The following is a 19,991-nucleotide window of genomic DNA, read 5'->3' as shown; positions in this document are numbered from 1 at the left end:
CCCTATCGTGCCAGATCGGCGACCACCGCGTCGAGCACGATCATGCCGGCGGGCGTGACCCTCAAGCGCGAATTGCCGACCGGGGCGACGAGCGCCTCGTCCTGGAGCACGGCGATGCGGCGCGCCGAAAGCGCGCGGCCGGACAGCGCCTCGTAGCGGGCAAGGTCGATGCCCTCGGCGAGCCTCAGGCCCATCAGCAGGAACTCGTCGGCCTCCTCCTCGCGCGTCAGCACCTCGCCGCCGACGACGCCATGGCCTTGTCTCTCGACCAGCGACGCCCAAGCCTCCGGCACCTTCTCGGTGAAAGTGACGATGCGCCGGCCGTCCTCGACGAAGCGGCCATGCGCGCCCGGCCCGACGCCGACATATTCGCCGTAGCGCCAGTAGACGAGGTTGTGCCGGCTTTCCGCGCCCGGCCGCGCATGGTTGGAGATCTCGTAGGCCGGCAGGCCGCGCGCGGCCGTCACCTCCTGCGTCAGCCGGTAGAGGTCGGCCGAGAGGTCGGCGTCGGGCATGACGAACTTGCCCGCCTCGTGCAGGAGGTGAAAGCGCGTGCCTTCCTCGATGGTGAGCTGGTAGAGCGAGAGGTGATCGGCCGCGTGCGAGATCGCCTCCTCCAGCTCCCGTTCCCATGCTTCGAGCGTCTGGCCCGGCCTTGCATAGATCAGGTCGAAGGAGAGGCGCGGGAACGTCTCGCGCGCCAGCCGGATGGCGTGGAGCGCCTGCCCGACATCGTGCAGCCGGCCGAGGAAGCGCAAATCCCTGTCGTTCAGCGCCTGCACGCCGAGCGAGACGCGGTTGACCCCCGCGTCGCGATAGCCGCGGAAGCGGCCTGCCTCGACCGACGACGGGTTGGCCTCCAGCGTCACCTCGATGCCCGAAGGCACCGTCCAGTTCTTCGCGACGGCCTCCAGCACGGCACCGACGGTTGCCGGCTCCATCAGCGACGGCGTGCCGCCGCCGAGGAAGATCGACGTCACCGTCCGCGCGCCGGTGCGGGCGCGCATCGTCGCCATCTCGGCGGCGAAGGCGGCGGCGAACCGCGCCTGGTCGACCGGCTGGTGGCGGACATGGGAGTTGAAGTCGCAATAGGGGCATTTGGCCGCGCAGAACGGCCAATGGACATAGACCCCGAAGCCGGGCGACCGCTCCTCCGCGCTCATGCCTTTTCCAGCATCGCCCGCCGGAACAAGTCGAAGGCGCGGGCGCGGTGCGACAGCGGCGCATCGATCCCCTGCTTCTCCTCGACGCTCATCTCGCCGAACGTCCGCTCGAAGCCGTCCGGCAGGAAGACGGGATCGAAGCCGAAGCCCTTCTCCCCGCGCGGCGGCCACACCAGCGTGCCCTCGACTTGCCCTCTAAAATACTCGGCATGGCCGTCCGGCCAGGCGAGGCAGATGACGGAGACGAAGCGCCCGGCGCGCCTGTCGGGCGTCGTCGCGCGTTCTTCCTGCAACAGGTGCTCGACCTTGCGCATGGCCATGGCAAAGTCGCGGCCGTTGCCGGTCTCGGCCCAGTCGGCGGTGTAGACGCCCGGTGCGCCGCCGAGCGCGTCGACGACCAGCCCGCTGTCGTCGGACAGCGCCGGCAGCCCGGTGGCGGAGGCGGCCGCGAACGCCTTGATATAGGCGTTCTCCTCGAAGGTGGTGCCTGTCTCTTCCGGCTCGGGCAGGCCGTATTCGGCCGCCGATTTCGCCTCGAAGCCGAACGGCCCGATCAGGCCGGCGATCTCGGCCAGCTTGCCCTTGTTGTGGCTGGCCACAACGATCTTCCTGCCGTCCAGCATGCGCATCAGACCAGCCCCCAGATTCTCGGCTCGGCGATCTCCAGCGAGTTGCCGGCGGGATCGCGGAAATAGATCGAGCGGCCGCCGTTCGGCTCGTCGCCGCGCGCCGGCCAGTGGAAATCGGCCTCGATCCCGATCCCGTGTGCTTCCAGATGCGCCTTCCAGCGATCGATCTCGGCGTCCGTGGCGCGGAAGCACAGATGCCCGTCGCCGCCCGCCCCGTGCGGCGGCACGGGCAGCTTCGCGTCCGGCTTCGTCGGCTTGACGGTCTCGGCCGGATCGAACAGCAGCAGCACGCCGTCGCCGCAGCGGAAGAAGACGTGGCGCCCCTCGACCTTCGCGATCCGCTCCAGCCCCATCACCTCGCCATAGAACGCCTCCGCCTTGTCGAGGTCGTCGACATAGAGCGCGGATTCGAGGATGCCGGAGGGAACGGGCGCGGAGGTCATCTCAGCCGATCGCCATCTTCTGGAGGTTGACCAGCCGGGCGATGCCGGCCTTGGCCAGCGCCATCAGGGCGGCGAACTCGGCTTCGGTGAACGGCTCGCCCTCGGCCGTGCCCTGTACCTCGACGATGCCGCCCTTGCCGGTCATGACGAAATTGGCGTCGGTGCCGGCCGACGAATCCTCGGCATAGTCGAGGTCGATCACCGGCACGCCGCCATGGATGCCGCAGGAAATCGCCGCGACATGGTCCTTCAGCACCTTCTGGACGGAGAGCATCTGGCGCGCCTCCATCCATTTCAGGCAGTCGTGAAGCGCGACGAAGCCGCCGGTGATCGCCGCCGTGCGGGTGCCGCCGTCTGCCTGGATGACGTCGCAATCGACGGTGATCTGCACCTCGCCGAGCGCCTGGAGGTCGATGACGGCGCGCAGGCTGCGGCCGATCAGACGCTGGATCTCGAGCGTGCGCCCGCCCTGCTTGCCGGACGACGCCTCGCGGCGCATCCGGTCGCCGGTCGAGCGCGGCAGCATGCCGTATTCGGCCGTCACCCAGCCCTTGCCGGAATTGCGCAGCCAGGCGGGGACGCGCTCCTCGAGGCTCGCCGTACACAGGACATGGGTGTCGCCGAAGCGTACGAGGCAGGAGCCCTCGGCGTGCTTGGACACGCCGCGTTCAAAGGAGATCGCCCGCATCTCGTCGGGCTGGCGCTTGGATGGACGCATGGTTCGTTTCCGGTTGAAGATGCCGGCTTGTAGCCGCAGGCTTGGCGCGAGGCAAAGGAAAAGGCGCACACAAGGCCTCTCGCGGGCCCACGCCTCTCACAGGCGTTGCGCCGCGCCCGCGCCCCACTATATCCTTGGCGCGCCAGAAGACGAAACCGACGATGACGAGGCCCGTGCCAGACCAGCAGCATATCCAGTCGCTCGACGCCCGCACGCGCGACATCTTCCGCGCGATCGTCGAGACGTACCTCAAGGAGGGCGAGCCCGTCGGCTCGCGCAACCTGTCGCGCCTGCTGCCGCACTCGCTGTCGCCGGCGACGGTGCGCAACGTGATGAGCGACCTGGAGCAGCTCGGCCTGATCTACGCCCCGCACATCTCGGCCGGGCGGCTGCCGACGCAGGCCGGCCTGCGCTTCTTCGTCGACGCCTTCATGGAGATCGGCGACCTTTCCGACGAGGAGCGGCGCTCGATCGAGACGCAGGTCAAGGCGTCCGGCAGCGGCGCGACGCTGGAGCACGTGCTGACCGAGGCCAGCCAGATGCTGTCGGGCATGTCGCGCGGGGCCGGGCTGGTGCTCGCCGCCAAGGCCGAGGTGCCATTGAAGCACATCGAGTTCATCCAGCTCGAGCCGACGCGGGCGCTGACGGTGCTGGTCTCGCAGAACGGCGACGTCGAGAACCGCGTCGTCGAATTGCCGGCCGGCACCACGGCCTCGCAGCTTCACGAGGCGTCCAACTTCCTCAACGCCCACATACGCGGGCGCACGCTGGCCGAGGCGAAAGCCGAGATCGCCCGGCTGCGCGAGGAGACGCGCGCGGCGCTCGACACGCTGTCGCAGGACCTCGTCGAGCGCGGGCTCGCCGTCTGGGCCGGGGCGGAAAGCGGCCTGCCGGCGCGCCTCATCGTGCGCGGCCGGGCCAACCTTCTCGAAAACGTCACCGCGCAGGCCGACCTCGACCTGCTGCGCCACCTGTTCGAGGACCTCGAGACCAAGGAGGGGCTGGTGCAGCTTCTCGACCTCGCCGAGGACGGCTCGGGCGTGCGCATCTTCATCGGCTCGGAGAACCGGCTGTTCTCGCTCTCCGGCTCGTCGCTGGTCGTCGCGCCCTATCGCGACAAGGACGCGCGCGTCATCGGCGCGCTCGGCGTCATCGGCCCGACGCGGCTGAATTACGCCCGCATCGTGCCGATGGTCGACTATACGGCGCAGATGATCAGCCGCATCCTGCGCTGAACGGCCGATGCGGCACGGGAGGTGCGGCATAGGAACCGATTCCCCTCCGCCTCTTGATTTTCCCCACCCGAAGCTCGATATCGGGCGCAAATTCTTGAATCCATGCAAGGGATCGGACGAGGCGATGAGCGAACAGCCGAAAGACACCCGCGCGCCCGAAGAGACGGCAGCACAGAGCGAATACGCGCAGACCGCGGCCGAGGGCGAGGCGTTTCAGACCACCGGCCAGGAAGCGCAGGACGAGCAGGCGGCCGACTACGAGGCCGTGGTGCGGCTCGTCAAGGAGAACGAGGAGCTGAAGGACCGCGCGCTGAGGCTCGCGGCCGAGATGGAGAATCTGCGCCGCCGCGCCGCGCGCGACGTGCAGGACGCCAAGGCCTATTCGATCGCCAACTTCGCCCGCGACATGCTGCAGGTCGCCGACAATCTCGATCGGGCGCTGGAGGCGGTTCCCGCCGAGGCGAAGGAGAGCGGCGACGCCGGCTTCAAGGCGCTGGTCGAGGGCGTCGAATTGACCGGCCGGGCGATGATCGCCTCGCTGGAGCGCCACGGGGTAAAGAAGCTCGACCCGAAGGGCGAGCGGTTCGACCCCAATTTCCATCAGGCGATGTTCGAGGTGCCGGACCCGTCGGTGCCGTCGGGAACCGTGGTGCAGGTGGTGCAGACCGGCTATTCCATCGGCGAGCGGGTGCTGCGCCCGGCCATGGTCGGCGTCGCCAGGGGCGGGCCGAAGCAGGCCGCGACCGAGGCTCCGGCCGACACGCAGGCCGGCAAGGACGCCTGAGGCTCTTACCGGACTCTTCCGCCGGCCTCCCCCGTCGTATAGAGCATTTTGCAGTCAGACGGAATCGTCTGACGTCGCATAAATGCGGCTGAAAGAAGCTGGAGCAGCGGAAGCGGCGTTCGTCAGAACGCCCGCTGCTCCAGTGCTGGCGCCGGGAGGCCGCGAATGGACCAGATCGTCTTTCTCGACTATGCGGGCGTCGCGGTGTTCGCCGCGACCGGGGCGCTCGCCGCCTCGCGCAAGGAGCTCGACATCATCGGCTTCCTGTTCCTCGCCGGCGTCACCGGCATCGGCGGCGGCACGGTGCGCGACCTCGTGCTCGGCGCGCCGGTGTTCTGGGTCGTCAACCACGACTATCTCACCGTCTGCGCCGCGGTCGCGCTTCTCGTCTACTTCACCGCCCACCTGATCGAATCGCGCTATCGCCTGCTCTTGTGGCTCGACGCGGTCGGCCTCGCCGCCTATTGCGTCTACGGCGCGTGGAAGGGCCTTCTCGTCACCGGCTCGGCGCCGGTGGCCATCGTCATGGGGCTGATGACCGCGACGCTGGGCGGCATATTGCGCGACCTGATCGCCGGCGAGCCGTCGGTGCTGATGCGGCAGGAGGTCTATGTCACCGCGGCGATGGCCGGGGCGGTGTCGTTCTCGCTCCTCACCATCGCCGGCCTGCCGACGATAGCGGCGGCGCTCGCCGCCTTCGCGGTCGCCTTCGCCATCCGCGCCGGGGCGATCCGCTACGGCTGGTCGATCCCGACCTATCGCAGCCGGCCCGGCCGGCGGCCGGAGGACATCCCGTAAGCGTCACATGAGGCCGGCCTGCTGCGCCTCCTCGCGCAGGTTCTGGCGCGGGCGCGGGCCGACCTGGGCGATGACCAGCCCGGCGGCGAGCGAGCCGAGCGCGCCGCATTCGGCGAGGCCGCGCCCCTTGGTGTAGCCCGCGAGGAAGCCGGCGGCATAGAAATCGCCCGCCCCCGTCGTGTCGACGACCGCGTCGACGGAGATCGCCATCACCTCGACCGTCTCATCCCCCCGCACCACGACCGAGCCCTTCTCCGAGCGGGTGACGGCGGCGAGCCTGCAGTCGCCGCGGATCGCCTCCAGCCCGGCCTCGAACGAAGCGGTCTCGTAGAGCGACTTCAGCTCGCTCTCGTTGGCGAAGACGATGTCGACCGTGCCCGAGCGCATGAGGTCGAGGAACTCGCCGCGATAGCGGTCGACGCAGAACGGGTCGGAGAGCGTCATCGCCACCTCGCGGCCGGCGGCGTGGGCCTGCGCCGCCGCGAGCCGGATCGCCTCCTTGGCGCGCGGCGGGTCCCAGAGATAGCCCTCGAAATAGGTGATGCGCGAGGCGCGCACCTTGTCTTCCTCGACATCCTCCGGCCCGAGCTCGACCGAGGCGCCGAGATAGGTGTTCATCGAGCGCTCGCCGTCGGGCGTGACGAAGATCATCGAGCGCGCGGTGGGCGGGCCGCCTTCGAGCGGCCGCGAATCGAAGGCCACCCCTTGCGCCCCGATGTCGTGGGCGTAGACGCGGCCGAGATGATCGTCCGCCACCCGGCCGATATAGGCGACCGCGCCGCCGAAGGAGGCGATGCCGGCCGCCGTGTTGCCGGCGCTGCCGCCCGAGGCCTCGATCGCCGGCCCCATGCGCGCATAGAGCAGCTCCGCGCGCTCCGCGTCGATCAGGTTCATCGCGCCCTTGACGATGGAATTGTCGACGAGGAACGCCTCGTCGCACCGGGCGATGATGTCCACGATGGCGTTGCCGATGCACAGCACGTCGAACTGGGGCATGAATTTCTCCGGAAACCGGGCGGCCGGAGAATCCCGGCGATTGGACATGCGCCGGATTTAAACGTCGGACCCGCAAATGCAAGCGCGTTCGGGCGCGCTCAGGAGGCAGGTCGCGAGAACCACGGCGCGGCCGCGTAGAGCCTGAACCACGGCGTATAGAGCTCGCCGCGCGCGGCGATGTCGGCGCGCAGGGCCTCGACCTCGCGCCAGCCGAACGCCCCGACCTCGTCCGGGTCCGGCAGGATCGCGCCCTCGTGGATGCCGGTGAAGACGTGGACGACCTCGTTCTCCCACAGCTCCTCGCCGACCGGCGCCTCGTAGGCGAAGCGGCCGGCGAAGGCGAGCGGCAGGGCGATGCCCATCTCCTCGCGCAGCCGGCGGCCGGCGGCCTCGGCCGGCTCCTCGCCGTGGCGCGGATGGGTGCAGCAGGCATTGCTCCACAGGCCGGGCGAATGATACTTCGCCTCGGCCCGCCGTTGGAGCAGCATGCGGCCTTCACGGTCGAACACCAGCACCGAGATGGCGCGGTGGCGCAGGTTCTCCTGATGCGCGGCGAGCTTGCCGGCCGAGCCGACCGGCCGGTCATCGGCGTCGACCAGGATGACTTCTTCCTCGCTCACGCGAATGTCCTCTCGTGTCGCGGCCCGCGCCCGCCGTCAATGATCGTGCGTTCCGAGGCGATGGTGCAGGCGCGCGTCGTGCGTCTTGAAGTGGTCGGTAAACCACGAATCGAGCCGGCTGGAAAGCTGCGCCCGCGCGCCTTCAGGGTCGGCCTCGTAGCCGTCCATGATGTCGCGGATGTCGTCGAGCAGTTCCTCATGCGCCGCCTTGTGCTCGCCGAGCTGGTCGTAGCGGTGCTCGCGCATGAACCGCTCCTCGAGCGCGAAATGCGCCGAGATGGCGCGGAATATCTCGCCGAGGAAGGCGGTGACGTCCGGCGCCTCGCCCTCGGCGATCAGCTTCTCGTGCACCTCGTTGATCAGGTCGATCATCTCGCGATGCTCGTGGTCGACGGCCTCGACACCGACGCTGTAGTGGGCTTTCCATTCAATCAGGGCCATGGGTCGTTCCTTTCGGTTTTCCTCTTGCCTCAGTGGAAGACGAAGCCGCCGCCGTCGACGCGGAAGTCGATGACGCGATGGTCCGCCGGCTTCAGCTCGACGGTCTTCCGCCCCTGCCAGTCGAACGCGTCGCCCGGCCGGTCGCGCATGCGCACGACGAGCTCGTAGGTTCCCGCCGGCAATTCGAAGTTGCGGTGGACGCGCGACGGCCCGTCGCTGGCGATGCCCGATGGCGGGATGTCGGCGGCGAACACCTGCCGGCCGTCGATCTCGAACTCGACGGCGATGGGCGGGCGGGCGCGCGGGCAGATCTCGGTGCGGCGCATGTTGGGCGGCATCTTCGCCAGCTCCTCCTCGGTCGCCGGCCGGCAGGCGGCGCGGCGGTCGGCGCCGTGGCTGAAGGACAGGGTGACGACGCCCGTGCCCTCCGCCACGCTGCGATGGCGCGGCCAGTTCGACAGGCCGGCGACGGCGGCGACGACCAGCGCCAGCACGGCAAAACGCACGGGCATCCACACCATGTCGCTCATGGCTGCGCCTCCATCTCGCCGGTCGTCTCGGGGTCGGCGACGTCCCTCGCCGCGCCCTTCGCCGGCAGCGGCAGGAGGGCGGCGGCGAAGGCCGACTTCTCCGCCTCGTAGCGGCCGGCCTCGAAGGGCGAGGCCCAGATCGTCGCGATGCGCTCGCGCGGCACGCGCTTGCGCAGGTAAGGATCGCGCGTCCCGGCGAAACGCTCCTTGGTCCATTCGACGCCGAGCCGGTTGTAGCAGGTGCTTTCGCTGCATCCGGCGACGACGACGCCCTCGGCGAGGTTCTTGCTGATGATGAAGTCGATCAGCGACGGCGGGATCATGGCGACGCAGGGGAAGGTGACGACGCCGCCCATGTCGCCGCCGCCCGCGCCATGCTCGCAGGCCAGCACCAGCGCGCGCTGCGTTCCGTGAAGCTCGGCCGAGGCGGCGACGACGCTGTCGCGCACCTCGCTCAAGGGCTGGCCGGGCAGGTCGATGCCGGTCTTCAGCTCCTGCTGGCGGCGGAACGGCGTCGAGGACGGGCACGAGCCCATGCAGATGCCGCAGGAGACGCACAGGTCGGCGTCGACCTCGGCCTGATGCGGGAACGGCTCGTCGTCGGTGCGCGGCACCAGGCGGATCGCCTCGTAGGGACAATCCTCGACACAGCGGTTGCAACCGTTGCAGTTGGGCAGGTCGACCACGGCGGCGGGCGCGCGGCGGAACGGCGGCAGCCACGGCATCGCCGCCAGCATGGTCGAGACGCCGACCAGCAGGGCCCACAGGCTCCACGCGCCCCAGTCCTCGGCCAGCGGATAAAGCAGGAGATAGAACCAGTCGAGGCCGACCTCGTCCGGCACCCTGGTCAGGTCGGCCGGACCCTGGCTCAGCGCCGGCTTCCACAGCGACACGGCGACGATCGCGGCGAGGATCAGCCCGGCAAGCAGGCGCGGCGGGTTGGTCTTCGGCCGCGAGATGCGCCGGATATGGATCCACATCGCCAGCAGCAGGATCAGCGGCACGGCGAGGTGGAGGAAGGAGAGCAGCGAGAAGAAACGGCCGGAAAGGTGGTCCGGCGTCAGGAAGTTGCGCGCCAGCGGCTCGCCGAAGATCGGGAACACGTCGAGGAGCTTCGCCGAGACGACGGCGACATATTGCGCCAGCTCGTCCCAGACCAGCCAGTAGCCGGTGATGCCGGAGACGTAGAGAAGCCAGATCAGCGGCACGCCGGTGAACCACGAGAACCAGCGCGTGCCGCGATAGCGGTCGAGCGAGAACTCGCGCAGGAAATGCAGCACCATCGACACGACCATCAGGTCGGAGGCGTAGCGGTGGATCGAGCGCATCACGCCGGCATGATACCAGTGCGGCCCGCTGATCCACTCGACCGAGGAATAGGCGTTGACGACGCCGGTGTCGAAGAAGATGAACAGGTAGACGCCGCTGACCGCCACCACCCAGAACAGGAAGAAGGTGATGGTGCCGAGCTGGGCCATCGGGTTGAGCGCCGGCGTGAACAGGCGCTCGCCGCCGCGCTCCAGAAGGTCGAAGGCGCGGCGCAGGCCCCTCTTCGCATGACGCAACACCGGCCAGTCGCGGCGGGGTTCCACGGTCTTCTCAGCAGTCACGATCGGGCCTCGATGCGGGCATGGCGGCGGTTGCCGCGCCACATGCGCACGATCACCCACGCCATGAGGAGGAGGGAGACCGCGCCTGCGGTTATGCCGATGTAAATGGCGTATTCGGTGCGGTAGCGGCCGGTCTTCGGGTCGTAGACGGTGCAGATGAAGCGCAGGCGGTCGGCCAGCGCCGCCGGCGTGAACGAGGAAACCGAGATGCCGAAGACGAGCTCCTTCAGCGGTTCCATGAACACCTGGAGCGGGAACTCGTCGCCATAGACCTGTCGGTAGACGCGGCCGTCCGCGTCGACGATGGTGGTCTGCGAGATGTGCTCGAAGCCGCCGGCCGCCGCCGAATAGGAGAAGCCGACATCCTCGATCAGCGCCTCGAGCGCGGCCGGAGAGCCGGAGACGACCTGCCAAAGCGGGTCGCGGTCGATGGCGTTGTCGCGCGCGAAGGCGCTCATGCGCCGCGGCGTGTCGTTGCGGGCATCGAAGCCGACGGTCAAGATGCGGAAACTGTCCGCGCCCAGCGCCTTGCGCGCCTGCGCCACCGCGTTCTTCAGCGTCTGGGTGCTGACCGGGCAGACGGTCGAGCAGCTCGTATAGATCAGGCTGACGACGAACGGCTGGCCCTTCAGCTCCGACAGCATCAGCGTCGTGCCGTCGGCACGCAGGAGGCGGTGGTCGCCGATCTCGCGGCCGATCGCCGCCTCGCTGACCGCCAGCGCCCGGGTCGCGTCGATCCTCGGCCCGCTCTGGGTGGGAGCCGGCGTCGGCCCAAGGGACAGAAGACCGGCGAGGAAGAGACCGGCGAGGCCGAGAAAGGGGGCTTTCGTGGCCATGTCGCGCCCCTAGCCGGCGAGCGCCGACAGGAAGACGCCGGCGACCAGGGCGAGGAGCTGCACCAGCGAGGCGAGGAAGTTCTGCATCGCCGCCTTGCGCGAGGGCTCCAGATAGAGCCGCCAGCTCTTCCACAGGAACCAGCCGCCGCCGGCCGCGGCGAACAGGCCGTAGATCCAGCCCATGCCGAAGAACAACGGCACCAGCGACAGGCCCGCGAGCGTGGCGGTGTAGGACAGGATCGCCAAGGTCCACTCACGCTCGGGCGCGATGACGGGCAGCATCGGCACGCCGGCGGCCGCATAGTCGTCGGCCTTGGCGGCGGCGAGGCTCCAGAAATGCGGCGGCGTCCACAGGAAGAGGACGGCGGCGAGGATCGACGGCACCCATTGCGGCTCGGGGTCGATCGCCGCCGCGCCGGCGAGCACGGCGAACGAGCCGGCGAGCCCGCCGACGACGATGTTCCACGAGGTCCGGCGTTTCAGCCACACCGTATAGACGAGGCTGTAGGTGATGGCGCCGAGGAAGACGTAGAGCGCGCTCATCGTGCCGCCGGCGGCCCAGGCGAGCACGATGGAGGCGAAGAGGAGCGCGCCGAAGGTCGCCGGCCAGATCGGGCCGGCCTTGAGCTGGCCGCTGGCGAAGGGGCGGCCGGCCGTGCGCGCCATCAGCTTGTCGCTGTCGCGCTCGTAATAGTGGTTGAAGGCGCCCGCGGCGCCGGAGGCGCCGAGGACGGCAAGCGTCAGGGCAGCGATTTGTCCCGCCGTCGCCGGGCCGCCACTCGCGGCGGCGAGCCCGGCCAGGGCGCTCGCTGCGATGGCGACGCCGATCCTGAGTTTCAGCAGGGTGATGACGATCCTGGTCGCAGCGAGCATCGTGGTTTTTCCTTTCGGTTCCAGTCGGTTGGCACTCAGCGCATCAGCCAGAGTTCCGACAGGTACTTCCAGTTGACGAAGTAGTAGAGGACGAAGGACACGAAGAAGATCGTGACCAGGATGATCGTCCCCGGCAGCTTGACCGTGGCGTGGCTGCCGTATTCAGCGACCGTGGCCGCCCGCTTGTGCAGCGGGAAGGTCAGCGGCGCTTCGCCCTTGTCGAGGCGCTTGCCCCACAGCACCGTGCCCACCGTGATCAGGATGTAGAGGATGCCGCCCGCCGAGGCGATCACCGCCGACAACCCGTTGAGCCCCATCATCAGGAAGCCGCCGGAAGGCAGCTCGAACTGGAGGATCGCGTCGGTGAACGACATGTCCCAGTGCCGGCGCGGAACGCCGAGCGTGCCGGCGCCCATCATGAAGAGCGAGATGCCGGCCGCGCCGAGCCCGAACAGGTAGGGCTGGATGCGGGCGAGCTTCGGCCAGATGATGTCGCGCTGGAAGATCAGCGGCAGCACGTAGTAGGTCATGGCCATGAAGGCGAGCGTCGTGCCCGTCACCACGGTGCCGTGGAAGTGGCCCGGCACGTAGATGGTGTTGTGCATGAGCAGGTTGAGCTGCTCGGTGCCCAGCACCACGCCCGAAATGCCGCCGATGAAGCCGAACATGACGAGCGACAGGAACATGCCGGCGAAGGCCGGGTTGCCCCACGGCGCCTTGCGCAGCCACTCGAACGCGCCCTTGGTGTAGCCGTTGCGGCGCTGCGCGGCTTCCAGCGCACCCGGAACCGTCAGGCCGTGGATCATCGAGCCGAGCACCGCGAGATACATCAGGTAGCTGGTGTTGACGATCTTCCACGACGCGCTCATGCCGGGATCGGCAAGGAGGTGGTGCGCCGAGGCGAGCTGAAGGAACAGGATGTAGAGCAGGAAGGCCGAGCGGGAGACCTTCTCCGACAGCGGCTTCGCGCCGATGGTCAGCGCGCCGATCGCGTACCACACCGAGACGTGGGCCGCGACGTTGATCTGCTGCGAGGAGTGGCCCATGCCCCACCAGATCACCTTGTAGAGCAGCGGGTCCATCTCGGAGATGAGGCCCACCGACCACAGGAAGGTTGGGATGAGGATGATGGCGCCCGAGGCCAGCGTGAAGACGGCGATGATGGCGGCCGTCAGCGCGCCGAAGGTGACGAGCGGGATCGAGCCCTCATAGGTGCGCTCGCCATGGGCGATGACCAGCGTGCCGAAGAACACGCCGACGCCGACGAGCGCGCCCACCGCGAAGATGATCAGGCCGAGATAGAAATGCGGTGCGGCCTGCATCGGCGGGTAGGAGGTGAACATCACGCTCGAATCGCCCTGGAACACCGCGACGTTGGTCATCAGCGCGCCGACGATCATCAGCCAGAATCCCGCCCAGGCTATCCTGGGCGTCGCCAGCCGAGATCCGAGCAGGATGGCGGAGGCGAAATAGAGGACCGCGATCTCGAAAAAGATGATCCAGAACAGAAGCACGTTCGCCCCGTGCCCGGTGAGCACGAGATAGAACCAGTCGGACGGCAGGAGGTGCACCGCCGGCCAGCGGGTGAGCGCGACGAGCAGGCCCATCACGCCGCCGATGGCGAGGAAGACGACGGCGGCGACCGCGTTCGCCTTGATCAGCGACTGCGCGGAGGCCTCCACCTTGAGGCCGGTGTAGCGGCAGGTGCGGAAATTGCCTGCCGCCGCAGCGCCGGCATAAGAAGCGTCTATGGCTGTCATTGTCCCCTCCAGCCTATTCGACGACCCGGATGCGGCCGGTCATCAGATGGTGGCCGATGCCGCAGAACTCGTTGCAGGCAATGCCGTATTCACCCGCCTCTGTGGGGGTGAAGGTGATGATCTGCTCGTATCCCGGGTGAACCGAGATGTTGATGTTGACGGGCTGGAGCGAGAAGCCGTGCTGCCAGTCGACCGAGGAAAGATGGAAGCGGTAGCTCTGGTCCTTCTTCAGCTCGAGGATCGGCCACCACTCCCAAAGCCTGCCGAGAAGGTAGACATCCTCGCCCACCGGCGGGCGCACGATGGGAACGCCCATCTCGTCGCCGACCTGGTACTTCTCCGCGAAGTCCGCGACCTTCTGCTCGTAGGCGGCGGGCGTGATGCGGTAGGTCTCGGTGGACAGGTTCTGACCGCCGATGAAGTGCCAGGCGATCATGAAGAAGAACATGAACAGGCCCCAGAGGAAGGCGACGACGATCCAGCCGATTTCGACGCGCTCGATCGGTTCGTTCCACCAGAGCCGGTTTTCGGGAGGTGTAATTGCCATGTCTGCCCCCTCAGGTCAGGTCAGGGCGCGATGGGGATCGACGCGATCTCCATCACCCCCCATACGATGTAGAGAACCGTCGGGACCGTGATCCCGATGAAGAGAAGCAGGAACGGATTGTCGAGGAGCTGCTGCATCGCAGGCACCTTTTCCGGCCGTTCCGTGGAGTCCGCCTTGTCATTCATTGTCTTCCTCCTGAGGGAGTTGCTCAGGAGCCGGCGTACCAGATGCGCGCGCCGCGAACGCTTGACTGAAGTCAAGAATTGGATGGACAGCCTGCCGCACCCGCCCCGACCGCCGATTTAGTTGCGCAGGCGCAAAGTCCGGGCGGGGCGGATATGGTCCGATACGGATGAGGCGCGAGGGGGCGGCCGATCCGATTTCGCTTCCCGCGCTGCAGGTCTTTGATAATGCGCATGTCGCTGCCGCAAGACCGTTGCGCGATTTTCCGCGACATGCGCCGGAGGTTGGACCCATGGGCGAATTGCGCATCGACCAGTACGACCGCGAGGTGGTCCGCGGAGCGCCCATGTTCTCGGCGCTGCCGCCGGAGGCCATCGACAGCCTGCTCGCGCAGTCGGAGCTTCAGTTCCACCAGCGGCGCACGACGCTTTTCGAGCAGGACGAGCCGGCGAGCGCCTTCTATCTGGTGCTCGACGGCTGGGTGAAGCTGTTCCGCATGACGGTGAGCGGCGACGAGGCGGTCGTCGGCGTGTTCGCGCGCGGCGACTGCATCGCCGAGGTGCCTTGCCTGACCGGCGGCCACTATCCGGTCAGCGCCGAGGTGGTGGCGGATGCGCGCCTGCTCGCCGTTCCCGCGCGCGGCATCGTCGAACTGACCCGCGCCTCGCCGGAGATCGGGCTGGCCATGCTCGCCTCGACCTCGCTGCACCTGCGCAAGCTGGTCGACCAGATCGAGGAGCTGAAGGCGCGCACCGGGCCGCAGCGGCTGGCGAACTTCCTCGTCGAGCTCGCCCCGGTCAAGCAGGGGCCGTGCACCATCGCGCTGCCCTACGAGAAGCTGCTGATCGCCGGCCGGCTCGGCATGAAGCCGGAAAGCCTGTCGCGCGCCTTCCAGCGGCTGCAGAGCGTCGGCGTGCGCATCAACCAGAGCACCATCGCCGTCGGCGACGTCGCCCGGCTCGCCGAATTCGCCGGACGCGAGAGGCTGCTCGCATTCCGCTGCCCCGGCTTCCGCGTCGGCTGCGCGCCGGGCTGACCGCGAGGGGCCAGCCCGATGCGTCCAAAAACATGTGGCAGTGACTAGCGCCTGAAGCGGCGGCCACCCGGGTGAATCCGGGCGGCCGCTCTATCCGTTTGCTCTAGCAGCGGCCCGCGCCGAGGATGCGATAGTCGGCGGCGCGCGCCTCGCAGGCATTGCCGAAGGTGCGCACGTCGCGGCCGCGGCGGGCGCAGACCGGCGCGTATTCGCGCGTGCAGGCGCGCGGCGGGCGATCGGGACCGGGACCGGGGCGGCCGCCGCGCCGGCACTCGCCGCCATGAACCACCCGATAGCCGTCGGCCCGCGCCATGCAGGCGTTCGAGAAGGTCTGGCGGTCACCGCGGCGCTCGCCGCAGACCGGCACGTATTCCATGGTGCAGGCGGTCGGCCCGCCCGGGCGCGGCGGCGGCGGGCGATGGCCCGGCCCCTCCTCGACCACGACGCAGCCGGCCAGCACCACGGCCGTCACGGCAAGGCTGCCTGCGATTCTCGCGAATGAAAAAATGGGCATGAAAGCGCTCCTCCTTGGGTCCCGTCCAGCCTGACAACGTCGCCGCGCCGCATTCGATCCGCGACCGGCGATATTTGCCCGACCGGGCCGCCGCGGGCGGACGGAACTGCCGCCACGCCGGCGCATTATCTGCTATCGTCGGCAAGATCATCAAGGGGGGACACCATGGCCGCGACAGATGACGACTCCACCGGCACGGAACGACAAGGAGAGGAGCCGGGCGGCGGCGGATTCGTCCTCACCGGCATCTTCATCATCCTGTCGATCTACGCGCTCTATTTCGGCCGGGAGTTCTTCATGCCGGTGGTGCTCGCCTTCCTGTTCGCGCTGACGCTCACCCCCATCGTGCGCTTCCTGCGCAAGCGCGGGGTCCCGTCCGCGCTTTCGGCGACGCTGCTCGTCCTGTTCTCGGCCGGAGCGGTCGGCCTCGGCGGCTACCTGCTTTCCGGGCCGCTGATGCAGCTCATCAACGACGCGCCGCAGATCGGCCGCACGCTGACCGAGCGCATCGAGGAGCTGCGCGGGCCGTTCGACCGGCTGATGCAGATCTCGGCCCAGATCGACAACGTCACCGACACGGTCAACGAGGCAGGGGTGATGAAGGTGGCGGTGCAGCAGCCGGGCATCCTGTCGCAGGCCGCCGGCACCATGCTCTCGGTCGTCACCAACGCCGCCATCGTCTTCGTGCTGTCGCTGTTCCTGCTCGCCTCGGGCACGCTGTTCTACGAGAAGATCGTCCAGTCCTTCACGACGATGAGCGAGAAGAAGCGCGCGCTGCGGATCGTCTACGACGTCGAGCGCGAGGTCTCGCGCTACCTGCTCACCGTCGCCGTCATCAACGCCGCGCTCGGCGCGGTCATCGGCGTCGGCCTGTGGGCCATCGGCATGCCGACGCCGTTCCTGTGGGGGGTGATGGCGGCGCTGCTCAACTTCCTGCCCTATATCGGCGCGCTGGCCACCATCGTCATCGTCGCCGCGATCTCGATCGTCTCGTTCGACAGCATGGGCTACGCCATGGTCGCGCCGGCCTTCGTCATCGCCTGCAACGTGCTGGAAGGCCAGATCATCACGCCGCTGATCGTCGGCCGCCGGCTGGAGCTCAACGCGGTGGCGATCTTCATCGCCGTCGCCTTCTGGTCGTGGCTGTGGGGCTTCATCGGCGCGCTGATCGCCGTGCCGCTGCTCGTCGTCATCAAGGTTTTCTGCGACCATTTCGACGGGCTGCAATCCTTCGGCAACTTCCTCGCCGCGCAGCAGAGCGACAATGGCGACGAGGAGGAAGAAGAGCGGCCGTCGGGCACGACGACTACGCCGTGACCGGCTATTTCAGCGCCCGCACCAGCGCGGCGTCGGGAAAGCAAGTCGGCTGCATGCCCTTCCTCGCCTGCCATTCGCCGATCGAGCGGCGGGTGCGGAAGCCGGGCAGGCCGTCGGCGCCGCCGACGTCGTAGCCCAGCTTCTCGAGTCCGCGCTGCATCGCGGCGATGTCGGAGCGGTAGAGCTTGTCCACCTTGCCCCAGTTGCCGGCGAAGCGGCGGTCGCCATAGGCGATGCGGTCGCCGGCATGGCCGACGAACAGCGCATAGAGATCGCTCTCGTTGTACTTCTTCAGCACGTAGAAATTGGGGGTGACGATGAAGGCCGGGCCGTTGCGCCCCGCGGGCATCAGCAGATAGCCCTCCTGCCGCGCCTCATGCTCGGGAAACGGCCGGCCGTTGACGCGGGAAATCCCCATGCCCGCCCAGTCCGCGATCTTCCGGCCGCGGTCCGGTCCCTCCAGCGCGCAGGAGACGTTCTGCGGCACCGTCACCTCGAAGCCCCAGTCGCGGCCCTTCACCCAGCCGTAATGGGCGAGATAGTTGGCGATCGAGGCGAGCGTGTCGGCCTGCGAGTTCCAGATGTCGGCGCGGCCGTCGCCGTCGCCGTCGACCGCGTGGGCGAGGTAGGAGGTCGGCAGGAACTGCGGCTGGCCGAGCGCGCCGGCCCAGGACGATTTCATCGCCGCGACGGAGACGTGGCCCCGCTCGACCATCTCCAGCGCCGCCAGCAACTCCTTGCGGAACATCTCCTTGCGGGTGGCGAGGAAGGCCTTGGTGCCGAGCACCTCGAAGGCATTGTGCGGGATCTTCGCCGCGCCGAAGCCCGATTCGCGGCCCCAGACGGCGAGGACGACGCCGGCCGGCACGCCGGTGCGGCGCTCGATCGCGTCGAGCGCGGGCTTCAGCCGCCCGGCCCGGTTGCGCCCGCCCCCGGCGACGCCCGCCACCGTGTTCTCGGCGAAATAGTTGCCCGGCGCGCCGAACTCGGCCTGGTGCTGCGTCTTCGGCGTTTCCGGCTTCTGCCCCGGCAGGACGAGGTCGGGCAGCTTGAGGTTGACCGAAACGCCGGCGAAGGCGGCGTTGAAGGTCTCGGCCGAAATGCCCTTGCCGCGCGCCTCGGGCCACAGATCGTTCTGCAGCCACTGGCGGAACTGGGCGTCGACGGTCTGCGCGGCCGCCGGCAGGGTGGCGGCGAGTGAGAACAGAGCGGCGCAGGCAAGGCGCTTCATCGTCTGTCGGGCCCTCGTCGGTCGTCTCATGGCGTTCTCCTGCTTGAGAAATGCGTCAAAAAGCCGTCCGCGACCGAAGTGCGGCCGCCAGCGTCCCCTCGTCGAGATAGTCGAGCTCGCCGCCCACCGGCACGCCATGGGCGAGCCGCGTCACCCTGACGGCGAGCCCGGCGAGCTGGTCGGTGATGTAGTGGGCCGTGGTCTGGCCCTCGACCGTGGCGTTGACGGCGAGGATGACCTCGCTCACCCCGCCCTCGGCGACACGCGAGACGAGCGAGCCGATGTTCAGATCGTCCGGGCCGACGCCGTCGAGCGGCGACAGCGTGCCGCCGAGCACGTGGTAGCGGGCGTTGATGACGGCGGCGCGCTCCAGCGCCCACAGGTCGGACACGTCCTCGACGACGATGATGGTGGCGCCGTCGCGGCGCGGGTCGGTGCAGATCGTGCAGGGGTCGCAGGTGTCGACATTGCCGCAGGTCGAGCAGACGCGCACCTTGTCCACCGCCTCGCCCATGGCGGCGGCGAGCGGGGCGAGAAGCTGCTCCTTCTTCTTGATCAGATGCAGTGCCGCGCGGCGGGCCGAGCGCGGCCCCAGCCCCGGCACCTTGGCCAGAAGCTGGATCAGGCGCTCGATCTCGGGGCCGGCGATTCGCTTGGACGACATCCCGCCCTTATAGGGCGAAGCCGCCAGCGCCGGAAGCGCCTCGATCCCAGCCGCATTTATGCGACGTCGACGATCCGTCCGACTGCAAAATGCTCTAGTAGCCCGCCTTGCGGTCCACCAGATTGTCGAGCGCCTCGCCGCGTTCGAAGCGGGCGATCTGCTCCAGCATCAGCGGCACCAGATGCTCGGGGTCGGAGGTCGCGGCCGCATGCGGCGTGACGAAGACGCGAGGGTGCGACCAGAGCGGACTGCGCGCAGGGAGCGGCTCCTCCTCGAACACGTCGAGGCTCGCCTCCTTCAGCGTGCCGTCGTCGAGCGCGCGCAGGATGCCCGCCTCCTTCTGCAACATGCCGCGCCCGGCGTTGATCAGCACCGCGCCGCCGAGTGCGTTGTCGCGGCGAAGGCCGCTGAGGAGGTCGTAGTCGATGATGCCCTCGGTGGCCGGCGTGTGCGGCAGCAGCACGACGAGAATGTCGGTCGCGGCGAGGAAATCCTTCAGCCCCGCCTCGCCGTGGAAGGTCGCGACACCCTCGGCGGCGGCGGGCGTGCGGGTCCAGCCATTGACCCTGAAGCCGAGCGCGACGAGCGCTTTCGCCGCCGCGCGGCCGAGATGGCCGAAGCCCATGATGCCGACATGGACACAGGCTGCCGTCTGCTGGCCATGCTCTTCCCACACCTTGCCCGCCTGCTGCGCGCGGTAGGCCATGCCCTGCCGGTGGTGGTCCATGACGCGCCACACGACATATTCGGTCATGTGCGTGGTGAGGTTCTCCGCCACCACGCGCAGGATCGGCACGTCCGGCAGGTCGGGGTCTGCGAAGACGTGGTCGACGCCCGCCCCCATCGAGATCACGAGCTTCAGGTTGGGCAGTCCGGCCAGCACGCCCGGCTTGTGCTTCCACACCAGCGCGTAGTCGATGGACGGGTCGGCGGGCCAGGCGCGCTCCGTCGTCACCTCGCGGTCCTTCCCGAGGAGCTGCCCCCAATAGTCGACGTCCTGTCGGGTCAGGGCAAGCAGGATGCGGCCGCGCGCGGGCTGGGACATCAGATCACCTTTCGTCGG

23 protein-coding genes are annotated in these 19,991 nt (G+C 68.7%); 5 read left to right on the top strand and 18 right to left on the bottom strand.

Annotation, left to right across the window (positions count from 1 at the left end; translation table 11 throughout):
* Positions 1-2 precede the first annotated feature (2 nt).
* From hemW to rph, 4 genes are read right to left on the bottom strand one after another with little or no spacing between them, the layout of a single operon-like run.
* Positions 3-1,163 carry a radical SAM family heme chaperone HemW gene (gene hemW, locus M9945_RS03620; protein WP_367943435.1) on the bottom strand — a complete coding sequence of 387 codons (1,161 nt, stop codon included), beginning with the start codon at positions 1,161-1,163 and terminating at the stop codon, positions 3-5.
* On the bottom strand, positions 1,160-1,792 hold the full coding sequence (gene rdgB, locus M9945_RS03615) for an RdgB/HAM1 family non-canonical purine NTP pyrophosphatase (RefSeq protein WP_367928436.1): 633 nt from the start codon (positions 1,790-1,792) through the stop codon (positions 1,160-1,162). The genes hemW and rdgB overlap by 4 nt, the downstream gene beginning before the upstream one ends.
* On the bottom strand, positions 1,792-2,235 hold the full coding sequence (locus M9945_RS03610; RefSeq protein WP_367943434.1) for a VOC family protein: 444 nt from the start codon (positions 2,233-2,235) through the stop codon (positions 1,792-1,794). Before M9945_RS03610 ends, rdgB begins: the two co-directional genes overlap by 1 nt.
* A 1-nt stretch (position 2,236) precedes the next feature.
* The gene (rph, locus tag M9945_RS03605) at positions 2,237-2,953 is read right to left on the bottom strand and encodes a ribonuclease PH (RefSeq protein WP_367928434.1); all 717 of its coding nucleotides are present in this window, start codon (positions 2,951-2,953) and stop codon (positions 2,237-2,239) included.
* 161 nt (positions 2,954-3,114) lie between these two features.
* Here rph and hrcA point away from each other — a divergent pair, with 161 nt between their 5' ends.
* The 3 genes from hrcA (at position 3,115) to M9945_RS03590 (ending at position 5,770) form a co-directional block, all read left to right on the top strand.
* Positions 3,115-4,188: a heat-inducible transcriptional repressor HrcA gene (gene hrcA, locus M9945_RS03600; RefSeq protein WP_367943433.1), complete on the top strand. Its 1,074-nt coding sequence runs from the start codon at positions 3,115-3,117 to the stop codon at positions 4,186-4,188.
* Between the two features lie 124 nt (positions 4,189-4,312).
* Positions 4,313-4,972 carry a nucleotide exchange factor GrpE gene (grpE, locus tag M9945_RS03595; RefSeq protein WP_367943432.1) on the top strand — a complete coding sequence of 220 codons (660 nt, stop codon included), beginning with the start codon at positions 4,313-4,315 and terminating at the stop codon, positions 4,970-4,972.
* A gap of 165 nt (positions 4,973-5,137) precedes the next feature.
* The gene (locus tag M9945_RS03590) at positions 5,138-5,770 is read left to right on the top strand and encodes a trimeric intracellular cation channel family protein (protein ID WP_367928431.1); all 633 of its coding nucleotides are present in this window, start codon (positions 5,138-5,140) and stop codon (positions 5,768-5,770) included.
* Positions 5,771-5,773: 3 nt separating this feature from the next.
* Here M9945_RS03590 and M9945_RS03585 read toward each other — a convergent pair whose 3' ends face one another.
* From M9945_RS03585 to M9945_RS03540, 10 genes are all read right to left on the bottom strand, one after another.
* The gene (locus M9945_RS03585) at positions 5,774-6,766 is read right to left on the bottom strand and encodes an adenosine kinase (RefSeq protein ID WP_367943431.1); all 993 of its coding nucleotides are present in this window, start codon (positions 6,764-6,766) and stop codon (positions 5,774-5,776) included.
* A 98-nt stretch (positions 6,767-6,864) separates the two neighbouring features.
* The gene (gene idi, locus M9945_RS03580; protein WP_367943430.1) at positions 6,865-7,386 is read right to left on the bottom strand and encodes an isopentenyl-diphosphate Delta-isomerase; all 522 of its coding nucleotides are present in this window, start codon (positions 7,384-7,386) and stop codon (positions 6,865-6,867) included.
* A 36-nt stretch (positions 7,387-7,422) separates the two neighbouring features.
* On the bottom strand, positions 7,423-7,827 hold the full coding sequence (locus M9945_RS03575) for a bacteriohemerythrin (protein ID WP_367928428.1): 405 nt from the start codon (positions 7,825-7,827) through the stop codon (positions 7,423-7,425).
* Between the two features lie 29 nt (positions 7,828-7,856).
* Positions 7,857-8,357 (bottom strand): hypothetical protein, encoded by a 501-nt coding sequence (locus tag M9945_RS03570; RefSeq protein ID WP_367943429.1) that lies wholly within the window; start codon positions 8,355-8,357, stop codon positions 7,857-7,859.
* The gene (locus tag M9945_RS03565) at positions 8,354-9,967 is read right to left on the bottom strand and encodes a cytochrome b N-terminal domain-containing protein (RefSeq protein WP_367943428.1); all 1,614 of its coding nucleotides are present in this window, start codon (positions 9,965-9,967) and stop codon (positions 8,354-8,356) included. Before M9945_RS03565 ends, M9945_RS03570 begins: the two co-directional genes overlap by 4 nt.
* Positions 9,964-10,803 (bottom strand): SCO family protein, encoded by an 840-nt coding sequence (locus tag M9945_RS03560; RefSeq protein ID WP_367943427.1) that lies wholly within the window; start codon positions 10,801-10,803, stop codon positions 9,964-9,966. Before M9945_RS03560 ends, M9945_RS03565 begins: the two co-directional genes overlap by 4 nt.
* Before the next feature lie 9 nt (positions 10,804-10,812).
* Complete coding sequence (gene cyoE, locus M9945_RS03555) at positions 10,813-11,676, bottom strand: heme o synthase (protein ID WP_367928424.1); 864 nt, start codon at positions 11,674-11,676, stop codon at positions 10,813-10,815.
* Between the two features lie 35 nt (positions 11,677-11,711).
* Positions 11,712-13,436, bottom strand: a complete 1,725-nt coding sequence (locus M9945_RS03550) for a cbb3-type cytochrome c oxidase subunit I (RefSeq protein WP_367943426.1) — start codon at positions 13,434-13,436, stop codon at positions 11,712-11,714.
* A gap of 13 nt (positions 13,437-13,449) precedes the next feature.
* The gene (locus M9945_RS03545) at positions 13,450-13,983 is read right to left on the bottom strand and encodes a hypothetical protein (RefSeq protein ID WP_367930459.1); all 534 of its coding nucleotides are present in this window, start codon (positions 13,981-13,983) and stop codon (positions 13,450-13,452) included.
* 20 nt (positions 13,984-14,003) lie between these two features.
* Positions 14,004-14,168 (bottom strand): hypothetical protein, encoded by a 165-nt coding sequence (locus M9945_RS03540; protein ID WP_367930460.1) that lies wholly within the window; start codon positions 14,166-14,168, stop codon positions 14,004-14,006.
* Positions 14,169-14,458: 290 nt separating this feature from the next.
* On the opposite strand from M9945_RS03540, the gene M9945_RS03535 reads away from it, so the two are divergent.
* Positions 14,459-15,202: a Crp/Fnr family transcriptional regulator gene (locus M9945_RS03535; RefSeq protein ID WP_367943425.1), complete on the top strand. Its 744-nt coding sequence runs from the start codon at positions 14,459-14,461 to the stop codon at positions 15,200-15,202.
* 103 nt (positions 15,203-15,305) lie between these two features.
* Here M9945_RS03535 and M9945_RS03530 read toward each other — a convergent pair whose 3' ends face one another.
* Complete coding sequence (locus M9945_RS03530; RefSeq protein WP_367943424.1) at positions 15,306-15,716, bottom strand: Kazal-type serine protease inhibitor domain-containing protein; 411 nt, start codon at positions 15,714-15,716, stop codon at positions 15,306-15,308.
* A 165-nt stretch (positions 15,717-15,881) separates the two neighbouring features.
* Between M9945_RS03530 and M9945_RS03525 the strand changes: the two genes are divergently transcribed.
* The gene (locus M9945_RS03525) at positions 15,882-17,033 is read left to right on the top strand and encodes an AI-2E family transporter (protein WP_367943423.1); all 1,152 of its coding nucleotides are present in this window, start codon (positions 15,882-15,884) and stop codon (positions 17,031-17,033) included.
* Positions 17,034-17,037: 4 nt separating this feature from the next.
* On the opposite strand, the gene M9945_RS03520 is transcribed toward M9945_RS03525, so the two are convergent.
* The 3 genes from M9945_RS03520 to M9945_RS03510 form a co-directional block, all read right to left on the bottom strand.
* On the bottom strand, positions 17,038-18,264 hold the full coding sequence (locus tag M9945_RS03520; RefSeq protein WP_367944755.1) for a lytic murein transglycosylase: 1,227 nt from the start codon (positions 18,262-18,264) through the stop codon (positions 17,038-17,040).
* Positions 18,265-18,319: 55 nt separating this feature from the next.
* A complete protein-coding gene (gene recR, locus M9945_RS03515; protein ID WP_367943422.1) occupies positions 18,320-18,928 on the bottom strand; it encodes a recombination mediator RecR in 609 nt (202 codons plus the stop codon).
* Between the two features lie 94 nt (positions 18,929-19,022).
* A complete protein-coding gene (locus tag M9945_RS03510) occupies positions 19,023-19,973 on the bottom strand; it encodes a 2-hydroxyacid dehydrogenase (RefSeq protein ID WP_367943421.1) in 951 nt (316 codons plus the stop codon).
* Positions 19,974-19,991 lie beyond the last annotated feature (18 nt).

This window comes from Aquamicrobium sp. (assembly GCF_023954335.1).
Lineage (GTDB): Bacteria > Pseudomonadota > Alphaproteobacteria > Rhizobiales > Rhizobiaceae > Aerobium.
Note: the sequence above shows the minus strand (reverse complement) of the source record. Positions and strands in the feature narration are given on the sequence as shown.